The following is a 17,623-nucleotide window of genomic DNA, read 5'->3' as shown; positions in this document are numbered from 1 at the left end:
GCTTTCCGACGCCGGGGGCTTTGAAGGTGCGTGGACTTTGTGTTACAAAGTGCAGGTCGAGTTTGAAACGCAAAGTCCACGAAAGGGGGACGCCATGACTGGGGGACCGGCGTTCGCACTCCACGGCCTGACCAAGCGGTTCGGCCGGGTCACGGCGGTCGGCGGCGTGTCCGTCGAGGTCGCGCGCGGCGAGGTCGTCGCGCTGCTCGGGCCGAACGGCGCGGGCAAGTCGACCACCGTCGACATGCTGCTCGGGTTGACCAAGCCGGACGCGGGGGAGGTGACCGTCGCGGGTGGCAGCCCGCGCCAGGCCGTCGACCGGGGGCTCGTCGGCGCGATGATGCAGAACGGTGCGCTGCTGCCGGACGTCACGGTCGGCGAGATCGTCGACCTCGTCGTTTCGACGCACGCGAAGCCGCTGCCCGCGGCCGAGGTGCTCGCCCGCGCCGGCCTGACGGACCTCGTCAAACGCCGCTGCGGCAAGCTTTCCGGCGGCGAGCGCCAGCGGGTCCGGTTCGCGCTCGCGCTGGCCGGCGACCCGCAGCTGCTCGTACTCGACGAGCCGACCGCCGCGATGGACGTCGACGGCAGGCGGGCGTTCTGGGCGGCCATCCGCGAGTTCGCCGCCACCGGCCGGACCGTCCTGTTCGCGACGCACTACCTCGCCGAGGCCGAGGACTACGCCGACCGCGTGGTGCTGATGCGCCACGGCGCCGTCGTCGCCGACGGCCCGGTCGCCGAGGTCCGGGCCGCGGTGTCCGGCCGCGTGCTCAAGGCGGTCGTGCCCGGCGCGACCGAAGCCGACCTGGCCGCGCTGCCCGGCGTCACGAGCGTGCAGCTGCGCGCCGGCCGCGCCGAGCTGGCCTGCGCGGACTCCGACGCCGCCGTCCGCGCCCTGCTCACCGCGCACCCGCTGGCCGCCGACATCGAAATCGCCGCGCTGGGCCTCGAAGAGGCTTTCCTGGCGCTCACCGCCGAGGAGGCCGCCGCGTGAACACCACCTACCTGACCCTCGAGATCAAGCGGATCGCCCGCAGCCCGCAGTTCACGATCTTCACCATCGGCATGCCGGTGGTCATGTACCTGCTCTTCGGTGCCATCTTCGGCGACTACGTCCTGGACAACGGCTTGCATTCGAGCACGCAGACGATGATCGGCATGGCCGCGTACGGCGCCAGCGGCGGTGCCTTGTTCACCGGCACCCGGGTGGCGCAGGAGCGCACGGACGGCTGGCAGCGCCAGCTCCGCCTGACGCCGATGCGCGGCCCCGGCTACCTCGCCGTCAAGGTCGCGTCGGCGATGGCCGTCGCCCTGCCGGTGCTGCTCGCGATCTTCCTCGTCGGCTTCCTGCGCGGCGAACCGCTCACCATGGCCGAATGGGGCCGTCAGCTGGTGTTCCTGTGGGCGGCCACGCTCCCGTTCGCCGTCCTCGGCCTGGCCATCGGCCTGTTCGGCAAGGGCGACACGGTCGGCGCGGTCACCGGCGCGCTCATGATGCCGCTCGGCATGCTCGGCGGGCTGTGGATCCCGCTGGAGATCCTGCCCGGCTGGATGGCGACGGTGGCGCACTTCGTGCCGACGTACTGGCTGCGCCGGGTCGGTCTCGACCCCCTGACGCACGCGTCCGGGACGTGGGTGGCGGTGCTCGTGCTGGCCGGCTGGCTGATCGTGCCGGCACTGGTCGTGATGCGCCGGTTCCGGCTGGACACGGCGCGGCTCTAGCTGCGTGTTAGCTTCCGTGCAGGTGTACGGGAGAGGGGCGGTCCGGGTGGAAGACGAGCCGATGTCGGCCGAGGAGTCGCTGAACCTCATCGCTCAGCAGTCGCGGCGCAACCAGCGCGAATTCGGCGGTGGCCCGGCGCGGATGCTCGCGGCCTGGGCGTTCGCCTGGATCGTCGGCTGGGGCTTCACCTACCTCACCACCCGGTCCTGGGTGGCGGTGCCCGGCTGGGTGGCCGGCGCGATCGTCGTCCCGGTGCTGTTCCTCGGCGCCATGGCCTACACGACGTACGCCAGCATCCGCACCGGCCGCGGCATCCGCGGGCCGTCCCGCACGGTCGGCGCGATGTACGGCTACGGCTGGGCGCTCGCCGCGCTCGGGCTGATGGTCGTGGACATCCGGATCACGCAGTTCCAGGTGCTCTCGGCGGATCAGGTGTCGCTGCTGTGGTCGGGCACCTGGCTGCTGATCACCGGCGTGATGTACCTGGCGGGCGGCATGGTCTGGCAGGACAAGCTGATGTACGGCCTCGGCGCGTGGATGATCGTGTCGGCGGCGGCGAGCGTCCTCGTGGGCTACCCGCACAACTTCCTCGTGCTCACGGTCTGCGGCGGTGGCGGTTTCCTGCTCGCCTCGATCGTGTACTTCGCCCGTGAGAAGCGCCGATGAGCGACCTGCCGCAGCTCGACCCGGTCATCCACGCCCAGGCGCGGTTGCGGGTCACCGTCGCCCTCGCCGGGCTGCGCACCGGCGACCAGATCACCTTCCCTCGGCTGCAGCAGCTCCTGGACATGACGGCCGGCAACCTCTCGACGCACCTGCGCAAGCTCGAGGACGCCGAGTACGTCGAGATCACCAAGGCCTACGAGCACCGCACGCCGGTCACACTGGTCCGGCTCACGGCGGCCGGCCGCGCGGCGTTCGAGAGCTACACCCAGGCGCTCCACCAGCTGCTGGACGCCACCGGCGGCGACTGACGTGGCCCGCTGGGTGATCCACCTCGACCTGGACGCCTTCTACGCCTCGGCCGAGCAGCTCACCCGCCCGACGCTGGCCGGGCGCCCGGTGCTCGTCGGCGGCCTCGGCCCGCGCGGGGTCGTCGCCGGCGCGAGCTACGAGTCGCGGGCGTTCGGCATCAAGTCGGCCATGCCGATGGCCCAGGCGCGGCGGCTGCTGCCGGCGAACGGCGTCATCGTGCCGCCGCGGTTCCGCGTCTACGAGCGGCTCAGCCAGGAGGTGTTCGCCGTCGTCTCCGCGGTGGCGCCGGTGCTGGAGAAGATCTCCCTCGACGAAGCCTTCGCCGAACCACCGTCGCTCGTCGGTGCTTCACTCGACGCCGTCACGGAGTTCTGCGCGTCGTTGCGGGCGCGGATCCGGGCGGAAACCGGGCTGGTGGCGTCGATCGGCGCGGGCAACGGCAAGCAGATCGCGAAGATCGCGTCCGACGAAGCCAAGCCGGACGGGCTGCTGGTCGTGCCGCAGGGCACCGAACGCGAGTTCCTGGCGCCGCTGCCGGTGCGCGCGCTGTGGGGGATCGGCCCGGTGGCGGAGGGCAAGCTGCGGTTCATCGGCGTCCAGACGCTGGGGCAGCTGGCGGCACTGTCCGAACAGGATGCGGTCGCCACGCTCGGCGGCGTGGTCGGCCGCGATCTGCGCCGGCTCGCGACCGGCGCCGACGACCGCCCGGTGGCCGGGCGCGCGGAGACCAAGCAGGTCAGCGCCGAAACGACGTTCGACACCGACATCAAGGACCTGCCGACGTTGCGGGCGGAGGTCCGCCGCATCGCCGTCGGTGCGCACCAGCGCCTGCTCAAGGCCGAGCGCGTGGCGCGGACGGTGGTGATCAAGCTGCGCCACACCGACATGCACACGGTGACCCGCTCGGAGACGATCTCCGCCCCGACCGACGACCTGGCCGAGCTGGCGGCGACGGCCGAGCGCCTGCTGCTCGACCCGGCGGAGTTCGGTGGCATCCGGCTGGCGGGCGTGGCCTACAGCGGCCTTTCGGTGCCCCACCAGGACGCGCTGTTCACCCTGGCCGCCCCTCCGGTGCCTGCGGCGTCGACGGTGGTCACCGCGGCCACCCCGGCGCCGGCGGCCCCTTCGGAGTGGCGCCAGGGCGACGACGTGGTCCACGAGGAGTTCGGCACGGGCTGGGTCCAGGGCGCGGGCCACGGCCGCGTGACGGTCCGCTTCGAGCACCGCACCAGCGGCCCCGGCGTGGCCCGCACCTTTCCCCAGACCGACCCGTCCCTCCGCCGCGGCGACCCCGGCGACTGCCTGCGCTGACCGGTCGTGAGTGTTAAGGAGGGTTCTAACCCTCCTTAACACTCACGACCTACTCGGCGGAGCAGCCCTGGAGCTTGGCCACTTCCTGGCCGGCCAGCAGGAACGCGCCGACGCCGTAAGCCGCGGTGTCGGTCTGGCGTGCGGTGGCCGGGCGGTCGCCCACCGGCTGGACGTAGCCGACCTTGCCGTCGGCCTGCAGGGCCGTCGTCGACAGCGCCGTCCACGCCTTGTCGACCACCGGGCGGAAGCGCGAAGCCGGGAGGATGCCCGCGTTGACGCCCCAGCCGATGCCGAACGCGAAGAACGCCGTGCCGCTGGTCTCGGGGCCGCCGTGGTTGCGCGGGTTCAGCAGGTCCGCGTTCCAGAAACCGTCACGGCGCTGCACCGACGCCAGCGACGAGGCCATCTTCTGGTACACCCGCAGGTATTCCGGCCGTCGCACGTCGTCGGACGGCAGCACCTGCAGGACCTTCGTCAACGCCGCCAGCGCCCAGCCGTTGCCACGCGACCAGAACACGCCCGAGCCGGTGAACCGCGCGTCGCGGTACCACAACCCCGTGCGCTCGTTGAACAGCTTGCGCTCCGAAGACCGGAAGAGCTGGTCCATCGCGTCCAAATAGGACGGATCGTGGTCGATCAGGCTCATCCGCGCGAACGACGGCATCGCCATGTTCAGCGCGTCGACGTAGTTCCAGTAGTCGCGGTGGCCCGCCCGCACGGACGCCACCTCGTCCTGGATCCGGGTGCGGATCGAGTCGAGCGGGATCTCCGGGTGGAAGTAGGTGTAGAGGTCCAGGTACGCCTCGCCGGCCGCCTGGTTGTCGGGGAAGAACGGGCGTTTCGGGTCGGACGGCAGCTGGTAACCGTTCGCCTGCGCCCACGGGTACGTCTTGTGGTTGGACTGGCCGGTGGTCCGGACCAGTGCCAGGTTGCCGACGTGGAACGTCGCGTTCTGCCAGTCCGCCGGGTCGGGGTTCGTCCCGTTGGCGGCCCAGTAGTTGCCCGCGGCGACCATTTCGTCCGCTACGGCGCAGGAAACGGCGGCGGACGCGACCGGCGCCGTCAGCAAACTGCCCGCCACGGCCGCGGCCGCGAGCACGCCGAAACCACGAATACCCGGGAAACGCATGGAAGCGTCCTCCTCAGCACGTCATGGCGGCGGGTCGGTCGCAGCGAGTGAAGCGCTTCCCGCTGGGCGTGTCAAGGTGCCGGTGAGCGGTACGGCGCAACGGTTTCCAGCAATCTCCGTGACGCGGCTTCGGCGCCGTCGGCGTTCTTCGCCAGCACCAGCGTCAGCACGCGGGAATGCGCGACGAGCTCCATCGGCTCGCCGTGCGCCTGCAACGCCGCCACGACCGGCACCCGCAACTGCGCGATGAGCGCGTTGCCCGAGGCGCGGATCAGCGCCGCGTGGAACCGCGAGTCGGCTTCGCGGAACGCCGCCGCGTCGGACCGCTCGACGGCGTCCGCCATCAGCTCGTACGCCGCGGCCATCGCCGACAGCTCGTCGGGCCGCCGGTGCCGCGCGGCCATCCGCGCCGCCTGCGGTTCGAGCATCAGCCGCAGTTCCAGCAGCTCCCGCAGGTGCTCGCCGCGGTCGGGACCGCCGACGCGCCAGGCGATGACGTCCGGGTCGATCGCGTCCCACGACTCGGGCGGCAGCGTCCACGTGCCTACCCGCGGGCGCGCGGTCACCATGCCCTTGGACTCCAGCACGCGCAGGGCCTCGCGCACCACCGTGCGGGACGCCGAGAAGCGCCGCCCGAGCTCCTCGGGGACGAGCGGCTGCCCGTCCCCGAGGACGCCTTCGACGATGAGCCGCCCCAGCTCGTCGACGATCCGGGCGTGGAGGTTCACCCGCTACTCGGGCAGGCCGACGCGGCGCTCCCCGCTGCGCAGCTGCTGCAGCACGACCGCGATCACGAGCAGGGCACCGTGGGCGACGTTCTGCCAGAACGGGTTGATGCCGAGGCCGGACATGCCGTTGTCGAGCACGCCCAGGATGATCACCGCGAGCACGGTCGAGATGATCGACCCGCGGCCGCCCTTGAGCATCGTGCCGCCGAGCGCGGCGCCGGTGACGGCCTGCAGCTCCAGGCCCTCGGACCCGGACACCGGCTGGCCCGAGCCGGTCCGCGCGGTGATCAGGATGCCCGCGACCGCCGCGACCACGCCGGCGAGGGCGTAGACGCCGATGATGTACCGGTTGATGTTGATGCCGGCCAGCCGCGCGGCCGTGTCGTTGCCGCCGATGGCGTAGACGTTGCGGCCGATGTCGGTGTACTTGAGCAGGAAGTGCAGCATCGCCGCGACGATCAGGAACACCCACACGAGCGACGGCAGGCCCGCGATCGCGCCCTTGGCCAGGAAGATGAACAGGTCGTCGCCGCCGGTGTAGCCCTGCGACTTGCCGTCCGAGATCACCTGCGCGACACCCTTGTAGGTGGCGAGCATGGCCAGCGTCGCGACCACCGGGTTGACCCGGCCGAAGATGATGATCATGCCGTTGATCAGGCCGCAGAGGATGCCGACGCCGATCGCGGCGAGGATGCCGACCCCGGCGCTGCCGGTCGAGGTGAACACCATCGCCGAGATCACCGACGCGAGCCCGGCCATCGACCCGACCGAGATGTCCAGCGCGCCCAGGATGATCACCAGGGTCTGGACCAGGGCCAGCAGCCCCATGATGGTGATCGCGCTGCCGATCAGCAGCAGGTTGTTGGTGCGCAGGAAGTTGTCGTTCAGGATGCTCAGCAGGACGATCAACGCGATCAGCGTGATGATCAGGCTGGAGTTCTGCACGCCGATGCCGGTGAGCACGCGGCGTGCGGCGCTCGGTTGCGCCGGGGCGGCCGGAGCCGCGGTTTCCTTCGTGGGCGTACTCATGCGCCGATCTCCTGGGCTTCTTCCACGGCTGGTTCGGTTTCGGGGATGGCGAGGGTCAGCACGGCTTCCTCGGTCGCTTCTTCACGGCCGATCTCGCCGGCGAGCCGTCCGGCGCGCATCACGAGGATGCGGTCGGCGAGCGTCAGCACCTCGGGCAGGTCGGAGGAGATGACCAGCAGCGCGATGCCTTCGGCTGCTAGGCCGTCGATGATCCGGTAGATCTCGGCCTTCGCGCCGACGTCGACCCCGCGCGTCGGCTCGTCGAGGATCAGCAGCTTCGGCCGCCGCGCGAGCCAGCGCGCCAGCACGGCTTTCTGCTGGTTGCCGCCGGACAGCTTGCGGACTTCCTGCTCCATCGACGGCGTCCGCACGCGAAGCTCACGCACGTACTCCTCGACGAGCGCGCGTTCCTTCGCGCGCTTCACGACGCGGAAGCGGCGAAGGCGGTCCAGCACCGAGATGGAGATGTTGTCGCGGACGGACCGCTGCATGAGCAACGCGTCCGTCTTGCGCTCTTCGGGCGCGAAGCCGATGCCGGCCTTCACGGCGTCGCCGGGATTGCTCGCGCGCAAGCGCTTTCCGTCGAGCGTGACGGTGCCCGAGCGGATCGGCAGGTCGCCGACGATCGCGCGGGCCAGCTCCGAACGCCCGGCGCCGACCAGCCCGGCCAGGCAGACGACCTCGCCCGCGCGGACCCGCAGCGAGATGCCGGTGACGTCGTCGGTCGTGACGTCGTCGAGCTCCAGCACGACGTCGCCGGTGTCCTGCGTGACGCGGCGCTCGAGGGCCGAGAGGTCGCGACCGATCATCATCCGGACCAGGCCGGGTTCGTCGGTCTCCGAAACCTGCTGGACGCCGACGAGCTTGCCGTCGCGCAGCACGGCGACGCGGTCGGCGAGCTGGAAGATCTCCTTCATCCGGTGGGAGACGTAGACGACCGCGACGCCGCTGTCGCGCAGCCGGCCGATCAGCCGGAACAGTGCCTCCACCTCGTGCTCCGAGAGCGACGACGTCGGTTCGTCGAAGGCGATCACCTTCGGCGGGGTGGCCGCGGTGAGCACGCGCAGGATTTCGACGATCTGCCGTTGGGCGGCCGACAGCTTGACGCCGAGCGTCGCCGGGTTGAGTACGCCCTCGAAGCCGTACTCGGCGAGCGCGTCCTGCGTGGCCTTGATGAGCGTGCGGCGGTTGAAGACCCGGGCCTTGGCGGGGAGCTCGCCAACGAAGACGTTCTCCGCCACCGAAACGTGCGGGATGATCTCGGGTTCCTGGTAGATCACGCGGACGCCGGCGGCCATCGCCGCGCGCGGGGTGTCGAACGCGACCTCGGTGCCGTCCAGCAGCAGCCGGCCGTCGTCCGGGCCCTGGTCGCCGGAGAGCACGCGCAGCAGCGTCGACTTCCCGGCGCCGTTCTCGCCCATCAGCGCGAGGACTTCGCCGGAGCGGAACTCCAGCGAGACGTCGTCGAGGGCGGTGACCCCGGAGAAGCGCTTGCCGATGCCCTCGACGGCGAGCGCGGGTGAAGAGGAGGACATGGTCGCCTTCCGTACGGCGGTCGTGAGTGTTTAGGACGGTTCTAACCGTCCTAAACACTCACGAGGGGTCGGTCAGGTGCAGTTGACGCCGGCCTGCTTGTAGTTGTCCTTGTTGACGATCGTGGTCTTCGCGATCGTCTCCGCGGGCAGCTCCTTGCCGTTCTTCACCTTGTCGACGAGCACCTGGATCGCCGAGCGGCCGACCTCGGCGCCGGAGATGTAGAGCGCGGACTTGTTGCCGGTGTCCTTGCCCGCGGCCCAGTCCTTGCAGGTGAGGTACGCGCCGAGCCCGACGCCGATGATGTTGTTCGCCTGCACGCCGGAGTTGGCGAGCGCGGTCACGACGCCCGTCTCGTTCTCGTCGTTGCAGCCCCAGACGACCCAGTGCTTGACTCCCGGGTTGGAGCCGATCACCGCGCCGGCGCGGTTCTGCGCGTCGACCGGCGAGTTGTCGGTGCCGACGTCGATCACCTGGACGCCGGGGTCGCCCGACTTCTGGAACGCGGCCTTCGCGGCGTTGACGCGGTCGGTGCAGACGGTGAGGTCCTGCTTGTAGGCGCTGATGATCTTCGTGTCGGCGGCGGTCCAGCCGGCGGCCTTGAACAGCTTCCCGGCCTCGGTGCCGACCGAGTCGCCCATCTGGCTGCCGTTGAAGCCGACGAACGCGGCCTTCGCGCCGGTGCCGTCCTTGATGACGTCGTCGGACGCGATGAGCGGGATGCCCGCGCTCTTCGCCTTGTCGATCACCTGCGGGCCGATGGCCTGGTCCGGGACGACGATGGCGACGCCGTTGGCGCCCTGCGCGACCGCCGCGTCGAGTTCGGTGATCGCCTTGTTGGCGTCCTGGCCGAGGTTGACGACCTTGAGCTCGACGCCGAGCTCCTTCGCCTTCTCCTGCGCGCCCTGGGCCTGCTCGACGAAGTACTGCTGGTCACCCTGCTTCTGCAGGTAGTACAGCGTGATCTTTCCGTTGGCCGGTGCCTGCTGCTGCGGGGCCGCCGTGTCCTTACCGGAGGAGCACGAGGCCATCAGGACGCCGGAAATCAAACAACAACCAACAACGCTCCAGGTGCGGGACCTGTGCGGGTATGTGGACATCGAGTGCTCCCATGGGACCGGGGACGAGTGTTGCGGGCCGGTTACTACCGAGTGACTGGTATTACAAAACACCCGTTCGTGGAGCGTCAAGCCGCAGTTAGCGGAGCGAGACCTACTCTCCGTAGTTGCATCGTGGCATTAGAGGGCGCCATTTATCGTATTTTTTCCCCGCTGGGCTGCGCGTTGTCCGGTTTTGTCCTGTGGGAATGTTCTGAGCGGTGTTGTCGACTGTGGTGGGAGTTGGTGATGACCGGGATGCCCTCTCTGCCGGGTTCGCCCGACTGGCAGGATGGCCGGACCACGTCAGGAGGGGGACCGATGACGAAGCACCGCGTCGCCGCGCTCGCCGGAGTCGCCGTCCTGGTGGCCGGCTGCAGCAGCCCGCCGCAGTCCGGCCCGGCCCCGACCCCGTTCCCGGAGACGGCGTCGTCCTCGGCGGCTGCCCCGGACGGCTCGTTCAGCGTCGTCGCGACCGGCGACGTCCTCATCCACCCCGCGCTGACCGAGCAGGCCGAGGCCGACGGCGGCGGCAAGATCGACTACCGGCCGCTGCTGGCCGGGATCCAGCCGCTGATCTCCGGCGCCGACCTCGGGATCTGCCACCTCGAGACGCCGCTGGCGCCGGAAGGCGGGCCGTACAGCGGGTACCCGTCGTTCAGCGCGCCGCCGGAGATCGCCGACGCGCTCAAGGACACCGGCTACGACACGTGCTCGACGTCGTCCAACCACACGATCGACCAGGGCGCCGACGGTGTGAAGCGGACCCTCGACAAGCTGGACGCGGTGGGCATCAAGCACACCGGCTCCGCGCGCTCGGCGTCGGAAGCGGCGAAACCCCTGGTCGTGGACGTCAACGGCGTCAAGGTGGCGCAGGTGTCGTACGCCTTCGGGTTCAACGGCATCAAGGTGCCGGCCGGCAAACCGTGGCTGGCCAACCAGATCGACGTCGACGACGTCCTGTCGGCCGCGCGGAAGGCGCGCGAGGCGGGGGCGCAGGTTGTGATCGCGAGCCTGCACTGGGGTGTGGAGTACCAGCACGAGCCGACGGCGGAGCAGCGGTCGCAGGCGAAGAAGATCCTGGCGTCGGACGACGTCGACCTGATCATCGGCCACCACGCGCACGTGGTCCAGCCGTTCGAGAAGCTCGGCGACAAGTGGGTGGCCTACGGGCTCGGCAACAGCATCGCCCGCCACTCCGAGCCCCGCGGCGACACGGAGGAGGGCGCGGCGGCACGGTTCCGGTTCGTGCGTGACGGCGAGCGGTGGAAGGTGGACAAGGCGGAGTATGTGCCGACGCTGATCAAGCTGGACGCGCCGATCCGCTTGGTCGACTTGTCGACTTCGGAGAGGTCGGGGCCGGTGACGAAGGCGTTGGCGGACACGGACAAGAACATCCTGAGCCTGAAGGCGGACGAGGACGGCTTGACCCGCCCCGGCAAGTGAGCTGCGCGGCCGGCCTGCTTCCCGCGGCGGGCGAGGCGCGGCGGGGGCCGCGTGGCGGTGCCGGGCCCTCGCGTGCGGGCGAGCCGGTCGATGACTCGCGCCCTGACGTGCGGATCGCGTGGGCGGTCGGCGGGCGAGGTGCGTCTGGGCCCGGGTGGCGGTGCCGGGCCTCGCGTGCGGGCGAGCCGGTGCGGTGGCTCGCTGTGGCTCGAGCGGGTCGCTCGGCGTGGGCACGTGCGGCCGCGCCGACCGCACGTGCTACCCCGTCGGCGCGCCAACCTGCGCGCCGAGCCATTCCCCCTCCGGACTCAGTGCGTCCGGGTCGTGATCAGCCGGGCCAGTGCCGCCAGCTCCGCCGCCGGGCGGGCGGCTGGGGTGACCGACGACAGCTCCCGCAGGCCCTTCGCCACCAGGGCCGCCGACTGGGCTTGGCTCCACTGGCGGCCGCCCGCTGACTCCACCAGCGCGGCCGCGCGGGTCAGTTGCGTGTCGTCCAGGGGGTCCGTGCCTTCGTAGAGCGACGCCAGCTCCGCGCCCGCCTCGGTGCCCGACGACAGCGCCGTCACCACCGGGAGGGACTTCTTGCGGTTCTGCAGGTCCGAGTACACCGGTTTGCCCGTCTCCGCGGGGTTGCCCCAGATGCCGAGCAGGTCGTCGACGTGCTGGAACGCCAAGCCCGCCGCCCGGCCGAACGCGCCGAACGGGGCCGCCGGGCGGGTGCCGTGGAGGGCGCCGAGTTCGCAGGCGGCGCCGATCAGGGCCGCCGTCTTGCCGGTGGCCATCCGGACGCACTCCGGTGGCGTCACGTCGTCGCGCTGCTCGAAGTCCAGGTCGGCGGCCTGTCCCTCCAGCAGGTCGAGCACGCCCTGCGAAAGCAGCTTCGCGCCTTCGGGAGTCAGTTCCTCGAACGCCAGGCTCAGCAACGCGTCCCCGGCGAGCACCGCGGGACCGGTGCCGAACACCGTCCACGCCGTCGGGCGGTGGCGGCGGGTCGTGTCGCCGTCCATGACGTCGTCGTGCAGCAGCGAGAAGTTGTGCACGAGCTCGACCGCGACGGCCGCGGGCACGGCGTCCGCCGGGTCGCCGCCCGCGGCTTCCGCGCACAGCAGGACCAGCGCGGGCCGCAACGCTTTGCCGCCGTCCGCGGACGACGGTTCGCCCTGCGCGTCCCACCAGCCGAAGTGGTAGCCGGCGACCCGCCGCATCGTGTCCGGCAGCCGTTCCGCGGCGGTGCGCAGCGCCGGGTCGACGAGGCTCTTGCTCCACGCGAGGACATCGGCGACGGAGCGGGGCGCGGTGCGCGCGTCCATGGTCGTCATGCGCGCCCGACCTCCACGTCGTCCAGTACGCCCAACGCATCCGGGACGAGTACGGCGGCGGAGTGGTAGGCGCTGACGAGGTAGGAGGTGATCGCGCGTTCGCTGATCCCCATCCACCGGACGTTCACCCCCGGCTGATGCTCATCCGGAAGCTCCTTAGGCCGTAGGCCGATCACTCCGGCGTCGTCTTCGCCGGTGCGCATCGCCAGGATCGACGTCGTGCCCGTCTCGGTCACCGGAATCTTGTCGCAGGGCAGGATCGGGACCCCGCGCCAGGTCTGGACGCGTTTCCCGTCCAGCACCGCAACATCCGGATACACCCGGTGGGCAGTACACGCCCGTCCGAACGCGGCGATGGCGCGGGGATGGGCGAGGAAGAACTTCGTTTTCCGCCTCCGGCACAACAAATCATCCATGTCCAACGGTGTTGGTGGCCCGGTGCGGGTGGTGAGACGGTGTTTGAGGTCGGTGTTGTGCAGCAGCCCGAAGTCGGTGTTGTTGATCAGGTCATGCTCCTGCCGCTCCCGCAACGCTTCCACCGTCAGCCGCAGCTGTTGTTCGAGCTGGTTGTGGGGGGTGTTGTAGAGGTCGGTGACCCGGTTGTGCACCCGCAACACGGTTTGGGCGACGGCGAGTTCGTATTCCCGCGGGGCCGGGTCGTAGTCGACATACGTCCCGGCCAGCAACGGTTCCCCGTCATGCCCGGCGGAGAGGTCGATGCTGGCTTCGCCTTTGCTGTTCTGCGGCTTCCGAGGTCGCGCGGCCGCCTCGGCGACATGCGTGCGCAGCGATTCCAGGCGCCCGTTGAGCCGGGCGAACACCGAGGCGGGCAGGACGAGGGCGGTGACGCGGGTGGCGGCGCGGGCGGTGAACCCCCAGGTCGCGTCGTCACGGGTGAGCAGGTCGGCGCCGAGGTGGTCGCCGTCGGTGGCGGTGGCCAGGGCGGCGTCGTCGCCGTAGGGGCCGGCGCGGTGGCGGGTGACTTTGCCGTGCGCGATCAGGATCAGCATGTCCAGCGGCGCCCCCTCGCGAAGGAGGACGGCGCCGGGGTCGTATTCGCGGTGCTCGAACGCCCCCGCCAACACCTGCAACGCGGCCTCGTCGGCGAAGTCCCGCAGCAGCGCGAGTTCGGTGAGTTCGGCGGGGACGACCTGGACCTGGGAGCCGGTGGTGTAGAAGGAGAGTTTGCCGTCGCCGAGGGTGTAGGTGAGGCGGCGGGTGACGCGGTAGCTGCCGGCGGGGACGTCGACCCAGGGGAGCTGGGTGAGCAGCCAGCGGGGGGTGATGCCGCGCATCTGGGGGCGGGATTTGGTGGTGGTGGCCAGGGTCCGCGCGGCCGCGACCCCCAACGCCTGCTGTGGGGTGGGTTCGGTCAGGGTCACGGCGGTCAGTGTTCCCGGCCGAGTTCGACGCTTTCCAGCACGGCGAGGGCGTCGGGGACGAGGACGGCGGCGGAGTAGTAGGCGGAGACGAGGTAGGAGATGACGGCCTGGTCGTTGATGCCCATGAACCGCACGTTGAGCCCGGGCTGGTATTCATCGGGCAGGCCGGTCTGGTGCAGCCCGATCACGCCTTGGGCGGCTTCGCCGGTGCGCATGAGCAGGATGGAGCTGGTGCGGGTGTCGGAGACGGGGATTTTGTTGCAGGGCAGCAGCGGGATGCCGCGCCAGGCGGGGACCTGGTGCCCGCCGAGGTCGACGGGGGTGGGGTAGAGGCCGGCTTGGGAGCATTCGCGGCCGAACGCGGCGATGGTGGCGGGGTGGGCGAGGAAGAAGGCGGGGTCTTTCCAGACCAGGGTGAGCAGTTCGTCGAGGTCGTCGGGGGTGGGTGGGCCGGTGCGGGTGGGGATGCGCTGGGCGAAGTCGGCGTTGTGCAGGAGCCCGAAGTCGGTGTTGTTGACCAGTTCGTGTTCCTGCCGTTCCCGTAGTGCTTCGACGGTCAGGCGGAGTTGTTGTTCGATCTGGTTGTGAGGCTGGTTGTAGAGGTCGGCGACGCGGGAGTGCACGCGTAGGACGGTCTGGGCGAGGGAGAGTTCGTATTCCCGCGGTGCGGCGTCGTAGTCGACGAAGGTGGCGGGCAGGTGGGGTTCGCCGTCGTGGCCGGAGGCCAGGGTGATTTCGGCTTCGCCGTGGTCGTTGGCTGCTGCGGTGCCGCGGGCGCGGTAGGTGTCGAGGTGGTGTTGGAGGGTGGGGAAGTGGGTGAGGAGGTCGTCGAAGGCGGTGCGGGGGAGGGTCAGGACGGTGCAGGCGGTGACGGCTTTGGCGGTGAATTCCCAGATGCCGTCGGTGTGGGTGAGGGTGGTGTCGCCGAAGTAGTCGCCGTCGGCGAGGGTGGCGAGGGTGGTGTGGTCGCCGTAGGCGCCGGTGCCGATTTTGGTGATTTTGCCGTGGGCGATGAGGAAGACCTGGTCGGCGGGGGAGCCGAATTCGACGAGGGTGTCGCCGGGTTGGTAGTGGTGTTGGGTGAAGCGGGTGGCGAGTTCGGTGAGGACGGTTTCGTCGTCGTAGCCGCGTAGGGGGGCGAGTTCGCCGAGTTCGGGTGGGATGACGCGGACGTGGGTGCCGGTGGTGGTGAAGGTGACGCGGCCGTCGCCGACGGCGTAGGAGAGGCGGCGGTTGACGCGGTAGGAGCCGGCGGTGACGTCGGTGAAGGGGAGGGCTTTGAGGAGCCAGCGGGTGGAGATGCCTTGCATCTGGGGGAGGGATTTGGTGGTGGTGGCGAGGGTGCGGGCGGCGGCCCGGCCGAGGCTTTGTGGTGCTTGTTCGGTGTTCGCCGGGTCGGTGACAGTCACAACCAAAACCACCCAATCATTCGCGTCGGAGTGAAATTCGCGCTGCCTGGCGAAGTCGCGGAATCAACATAGCAACGGCCTGCCGACGCACAATGCCACGATCGGGTCGTCGACGTCGATTGACGACGCGAGCGCCACCATTCCGCGCCTCGGCCGAGGAGAGTTCGTCACCCCGGGTGCGCGACCGTCACCCGGTCGGGAAGTGCCCTGTTCATAAGGGGAATGACTGGTCGCCGGCCGGAGTGGTGGTCGCCGTCCGAAGGGGGCGAACTGGGCCGAACCGGCGATGAACGCGGCCCGGGTGAGGCCACCCGGATGAATCGAACAATGTGCGGTTGTCCGGCCGGAAACCGGTGACTAACTTGGGTCGATCCCGGTGGCGAAAAGCCCCGGCGGGGAAAGGACGTTGATGAACATCTTCGTGACCGGTGGGCTCTGGGTGGCCGGCGCGGCCGTGGTCGGCGGCCTGATCGCCTACCTGGTCCGCCGGTTCGGCTGGGACGAAGGCCGGCCCGACAACAACGACGCGGCGGGCCAGGTGTTCACCATCGTCGGCGGGCTGCACGCGGTGCTGGTCGCGTTCGTGCTCATCTCGCTGTTCGACTCGGTCGGCTCCGCGAGCCAGGACGCGCAGACCGAGGCCGACAGCCTGGTCGCGGCCACCTGGGCGGCCGACGCGCTGCCCGCCGACACCAAGGACCGCGTGCGCCAGCTCGCCGTCGCGTATGCGCGCACGGTCGAGGAGCAGGAGTGGCCGCGCCTGGCCGACGGCGGCGCGATCCCCTCGACCGGCTGGACGCAGCTCGACCAGATGCGGCAGGCGGTCGCGTCCGCCGAGGTCGACGGCGACTGGGAGATCGACCGCAAGACCGAGGCGAGCAACCAGCTCTGGTCGGTCTACCAGGCCCGCCAGCAGCGGCTGGCCAACTCCGGTGGCGGCGGCGTCGGCGCGGTCGTCTGGTTCGCGCTGATCCTCGGCAGCCTGATCACCGCGATCCTGCTGCCCAACCTCTTCGGCGGCACCCGGCTGGCCGCGCACATCATCATCGTGTCCACCCTGGCCGGCACGATCACGTTGCTGCTCTTCGCGATCCACGAACTGCAGAACCCGTTCAGCGGCGGGGCGAAGGTGCCGCCGGAGGCGTTCACGACGGCGCTGGACCGGCTGGCTTGACCGGCACGCGAGCCCGCTGGGCCGCGATGCTCGGCGTCGCCGCCGCGGTCTCGGCACTGCTGGCGGCGACGGGCTGGCTCGCGCCGTCCCGGCCACCGGCGGCCCAGGCACCGGACCGCTGCACGATCCTGCAGGCGGAGAACGAACGCGGCGGCGCCCCGACGACGTTGCGGCTGCTGGACATGCCCGGCGGCGCCACGAAACGCCTGACGCGGGCCGGGTACTGGATCAACGCGATGGGGTACTCCGCCGCGCAGGGCGTCGTCTACGGCGTCGCCGACGGCACCCGCGACGGCCGGTACGACCGCGGCGCGCACGCGGTCCGCATCGACGCCCAGGGAACCGTCACGGATTTGGGCGTGATCGGCCGCGCGGGCGCGGTGCGTCCGGTGTGGAGCCTGGTCACCGGCGCCACCGCCGGGGCGATCGCCGGGAACCGCTGGTACGTCCGGCAGGACGGCGATCTGTACACAATGGACATCAACCCGGCTTCGCCGGACTACCTGCGGGTGGTGCACCGCACGGCGCTGCGCCCGGTGTCGCTGGCCGTGGGCGTCGACGACTTCGCCTACGACCCGGTGGACGGACTGCTCCACGGCGTCTCGACGACTTCGCGCGGGGACGACGCGGTCGTCACGCTCGACCCGGCGACCGGCAAGGTCGTCCCGGTCCCCGGCCTGCGGTTCCCCGCGGGCGGTGCGTACGGGTCGGTCGTGCTCGGGCCCGGCGCGATCTACGCGACGGCCAACCGCGACGGGCACCGCAGCGTCACCTACCGCCTGCCGCGCGACGGCTCGGGCCCGGCGGTCGAGGTCGCGACCGGGCCGGTGCTGGTGAGCGGGGACGCGGCCGGCTGCTTCACCGAAGCACCCCCGCCCCTCCCGCCGCCACCGCCGAACACCCCGCCCCCGACCACGCCACCGCCCAACACGCCACCACCCAACACGCCGCCGCCGACCCCACCCCCGAACACCCCGCCTCCCAACGCGCCGACTCCGCCCCCGAACACCCCACCGCCGAACCCCCCGACCCCGACCACCCCGGCGCCGGAACCGCCGCCACCGCCCCGACCACCGCCGGTCGAGCAGCCGGCCGCACCGGCTCCGACCCCGGTGCCCGCCCCGGCGCCGGTCGTCCAGCCCAAGGCGTCGACCCCGGCGCCGCCACCGACGTCGTCACCGCACGCGCGGCCGACCGAGAAACCGAAGCCGGTGGTCGAGGACACCGGCCGGCGGACCCAGGAAAAACGCCGCTGGGGCCTGACCGCCCTGATCCTGGTGCTCGGCGGCGGCGCGGCGGCCGCGCACGGCCGGCGGCACCGTTAAGGCCACGGCCTTCTCGAAGACGGCCGTTGTCCACTTCGGCCGC

General features: G+C 70.9%; 15 protein-coding genes and 2 pseudogenes. 8 read left to right on the top strand and 9 right to left on the bottom strand.

Annotated features, from left to right (window positions below):
* The first annotated feature begins 94 nt into the window (after positions 1 to 94).
* From SD460_RS42595 to SD460_RS42575, 5 genes are read left to right on the top strand one after another with little or no spacing between them, the layout of a single operon-like run.
* Positions 95 to 994: an ABC transporter ATP-binding protein gene (locus SD460_RS42595; protein WP_318307626.1), complete on the top strand. Its 900-nt coding sequence runs from the start codon at positions 95 to 97 to the stop codon at positions 992 to 994.
* Entirely contained in the window at positions 991 to 1,722 is a 732-nt protein-coding gene (locus SD460_RS42590; protein WP_290060015.1) for an ABC transporter permease, read from the top strand. The genes SD460_RS42595 and SD460_RS42590 overlap by 4 nt, the downstream gene beginning before the upstream one ends.
* Before the next feature lie 46 nt (positions 1,723 to 1,768).
* A complete protein-coding gene (locus SD460_RS42585) occupies positions 1,769 to 2,389 on the top strand; it encodes a hypothetical protein (RefSeq protein ID WP_290060028.1) in 621 nt (206 codons plus the stop codon).
* Positions 2,386 to 2,697: a transcriptional regulator gene (locus SD460_RS42580; RefSeq protein ID WP_290060016.1), complete on the top strand. Its 312-nt coding sequence runs from the start codon at positions 2,386 to 2,388 to the stop codon at positions 2,695 to 2,697. The genes SD460_RS42585 and SD460_RS42580 overlap by 4 nt, the downstream gene beginning before the upstream one ends.
* 1 nt (position 2,698) lies before the next feature.
* Positions 2,699 to 4,009 carry a DNA polymerase IV gene (locus tag SD460_RS42575; RefSeq protein WP_318307625.1) on the top strand — a complete coding sequence of 437 codons (1,311 nt, stop codon included), beginning with the start codon at positions 2,699 to 2,701 and terminating at the stop codon, positions 4,007 to 4,009.
* A 49-nt stretch (positions 4,010 to 4,058) separates the two neighbouring features.
* Here the strand turns inward: SD460_RS42575 and SD460_RS42570 are convergent, their stop codons facing one another.
* The 6 genes and pseudogenes from SD460_RS42570 to SD460_RS42550 all read right to left on the bottom strand — a co-directional run bounded on the left by SD460_RS42570 (position 4,059) and on the right by SD460_RS42550 (position 9,477).
* Complete coding sequence (locus tag SD460_RS42570; RefSeq protein ID WP_290060018.1) at positions 4,059 to 5,138, bottom strand: glycoside hydrolase family 88 protein; 1,080 nt, start codon at positions 5,136 to 5,138, stop codon at positions 4,059 to 4,061.
* A gap of 71 nt (positions 5,139 to 5,209) precedes the next feature.
* Positions 5,210 to 5,866: a FadR/GntR family transcriptional regulator gene (locus SD460_RS42565; RefSeq protein ID WP_290060019.1), complete on the bottom strand. Its 657-nt coding sequence runs from the start codon at positions 5,864 to 5,866 to the stop codon at positions 5,210 to 5,212.
* Between the two features lie 3 nt (positions 5,867 to 5,869).
* On the bottom strand, positions 5,870 to 6,895 hold the full coding sequence (locus tag SD460_RS42560) for an ABC transporter permease (RefSeq protein ID WP_290060021.1): 1,026 nt from the start codon (positions 6,893 to 6,895) through the stop codon (positions 5,870 to 5,872).
* A pseudogene (locus tag SD460_RS47055) lies at positions 6,892 to 7,596 on the bottom strand (ATP-binding cassette domain-containing protein); the annotation flags it as partial. The gene SD460_RS42560 and the pseudogene SD460_RS47055, both read right to left, overlap by 4 nt.
* A gap of 318 nt (positions 7,597 to 7,914) precedes the next feature.
* A pseudogene (locus SD460_RS47050) lies at positions 7,915 to 8,385 on the bottom strand (ATP-binding cassette domain-containing protein); the annotation flags it as partial.
* Positions 8,386 to 8,502: 117 nt separating this feature from the next.
* Positions 8,503 to 9,477, bottom strand: coding sequence for a substrate-binding domain-containing protein (locus tag SD460_RS42550; protein WP_318307624.1), 975 nt, complete (start codon positions 9,475 to 9,477; stop codon positions 8,503 to 8,505).
* Between the two features lie 369 nt (positions 9,478 to 9,846).
* Here SD460_RS42550 and SD460_RS42545 point away from each other — a divergent pair, with 369 nt between their 5' ends.
* Positions 9,847 to 10,971, top strand: coding sequence for a CapA family protein (locus SD460_RS42545; RefSeq protein WP_290060025.1), 1,125 nt, complete (start codon positions 9,847 to 9,849; stop codon positions 10,969 to 10,971).
* Between the two features lie 308 nt (positions 10,972 to 11,279).
* On the opposite strand, the gene SD460_RS42540 is transcribed toward SD460_RS42545, so the two are convergent.
* Genes SD460_RS42540 through SD460_RS42530 form a run of 3 tightly spaced genes read right to left on the bottom strand, consistent with a single transcriptional unit; the run spans position 11,280 to position 15,081 of the window.
* Positions 11,280 to 12,290, bottom strand: a complete 1,011-nt coding sequence (locus tag SD460_RS42540; protein WP_290060026.1) for a polyprenyl synthetase family protein — start codon at positions 12,288 to 12,290, stop codon at positions 11,280 to 11,282.
* Positions 12,287 to 13,672: a family 2B encapsulin nanocompartment shell protein gene (locus SD460_RS42535; protein WP_318307623.1), complete on the bottom strand. Its 1,386-nt coding sequence runs from the start codon at positions 13,670 to 13,672 to the stop codon at positions 12,287 to 12,289. The genes SD460_RS42540 and SD460_RS42535 overlap by 4 nt, the downstream gene beginning before the upstream one ends.
* A gap of 5 nt (positions 13,673 to 13,677) precedes the next feature.
* On the bottom strand, positions 13,678 to 15,081 hold the full coding sequence (locus tag SD460_RS42530) for a family 2B encapsulin nanocompartment shell protein (RefSeq protein WP_318307622.1): 1,404 nt from the start codon (positions 15,079 to 15,081) through the stop codon (positions 13,678 to 13,680).
* A gap of 409 nt (positions 15,082 to 15,490) precedes the next feature.
* Between SD460_RS42530 and SD460_RS42525 the strand changes: the two genes are divergently transcribed.
* Positions 15,491 to 16,255 carry a bestrophin-like domain gene (locus SD460_RS42525; RefSeq protein ID WP_290063119.1) on the top strand — a complete coding sequence of 255 codons (765 nt, stop codon included), beginning with the start codon at positions 15,491 to 15,493 and terminating at the stop codon, positions 16,253 to 16,255.
* Positions 16,252 to 17,580 carry a DUF6923 family protein gene (locus SD460_RS42520; RefSeq protein ID WP_318307621.1) on the top strand — a complete coding sequence of 443 codons (1,329 nt, stop codon included), beginning with the start codon at positions 16,252 to 16,254 and terminating at the stop codon, positions 17,578 to 17,580. The genes SD460_RS42525 and SD460_RS42520 overlap by 4 nt, the downstream gene beginning before the upstream one ends.
* The last annotated feature ends 43 nt before the right edge of the window (positions 17,581 to 17,623 follow it).

The organism is Amycolatopsis solani, from assembly GCF_033441515.1.
GTDB classification, from domain to species: domain Bacteria; phylum Actinomycetota; class Actinomycetes; order Mycobacteriales; family Pseudonocardiaceae; genus Amycolatopsis; species Amycolatopsis solani.
The sequence above is the reverse complement of the archived record's forward strand: the minus strand, read 5'-3'. Positions and strand labels throughout refer to the sequence as shown.

Bases quoted from the DNA above. Each gene is read 5' to 3' on its own strand.
- SD460_RS42570 (WP_290060018.1), bottom strand. From the start codon at position 5,138: ATGCGTTTCCCGGGTATTCGTGGTTTCGGCGTGCTCGCGGCCGCGGCC.
- SD460_RS42560 (WP_290060021.1), bottom strand. From the start codon at position 6,895: ATGAGTACGCCCACGAAGGAAACCGCGGCTCCGGCCGCCCCGGCGCAA.
- SD460_RS42580 (WP_290060016.1), top strand. From the start codon at position 2,386: ATGAGCGACCTGCCGCAGCTCGACCCGGTCATCCACGCCCAGGCGCGG.
- SD460_RS42540 (WP_290060026.1), bottom strand. From the start codon at position 12,290: ATGACGACCATGGACGCGCGCACCGCGCCCCGCTCCGTCGCCGATGTC.
- SD460_RS42595 (WP_318307626.1), top strand. From the start codon at position 95: ATGACTGGGGGACCGGCGTTCGCACTCCACGGCCTGACCAAGCGGTTC.
- SD460_RS42525 (WP_290063119.1), top strand. From the start codon at position 15,491: ATGAACATCTTCGTGACCGGTGGGCTCTGGGTGGCCGGCGCGGCCGTG.
- SD460_RS42545 (WP_290060025.1), top strand. From the start codon at position 9,847: ATGACGAAGCACCGCGTCGCCGCGCTCGCCGGAGTCGCCGTCCTGGTG.